The 404-nt window shown below is 52.9% G+C and carries 1 rRNA gene; it reads left to right on the forward strand.

What is annotated here, in order from left to right:
- Nucleotides 1–404, forward strand: a 23S ribosomal RNA gene (locus AB4Z50_RS36185); the annotation flags it as partial.

The following is a 404-nucleotide window of genomic DNA, read 5'->3' on the forward strand; positions in this document are numbered from 1 at the left end:
AGTTACTCTCAACTGAATACATAGGTTGGGTAGAGGCATACCAGGGGAACTGAAACATCTAAGTACCCTGAGGAAGAGAAAACAATAGTGATTCCGTCAGTAGCGGCGAGCGAACGCGGATTAGCCCAAACCAAGGAGCTTGCTCCTTGGGGTTGTAGGACGTCTCACATGGAGTTACAAARGTGTTTGGTAGGCGAAGAGGTCTGGAAAGGCCCGCCAGAGCAGGTAAAAGCCCTGTAACCGAAAGCAAGCACTCTCCGAGACGGATCCTGAGTACGGCGGGACACGAGAAACCCCGTCGGAATCCGGCAGGACCATCTGCCAAGGCTAAATACTCCCTGGTGACCGATAGTGAAGCAGTACCGTGAGGGAAAGGTGAAAAGCACCGCGGAAGCGGAGTGAAA

Origin of the sequence: Paenibacillus sp. 2TAB26, from assembly GCF_052115145.1 — a bacterium.
Taxonomy (GTDB): Bacteria; Bacillota; Bacilli; order Paenibacillales; family Paenibacillaceae; genus Pristimantibacillus.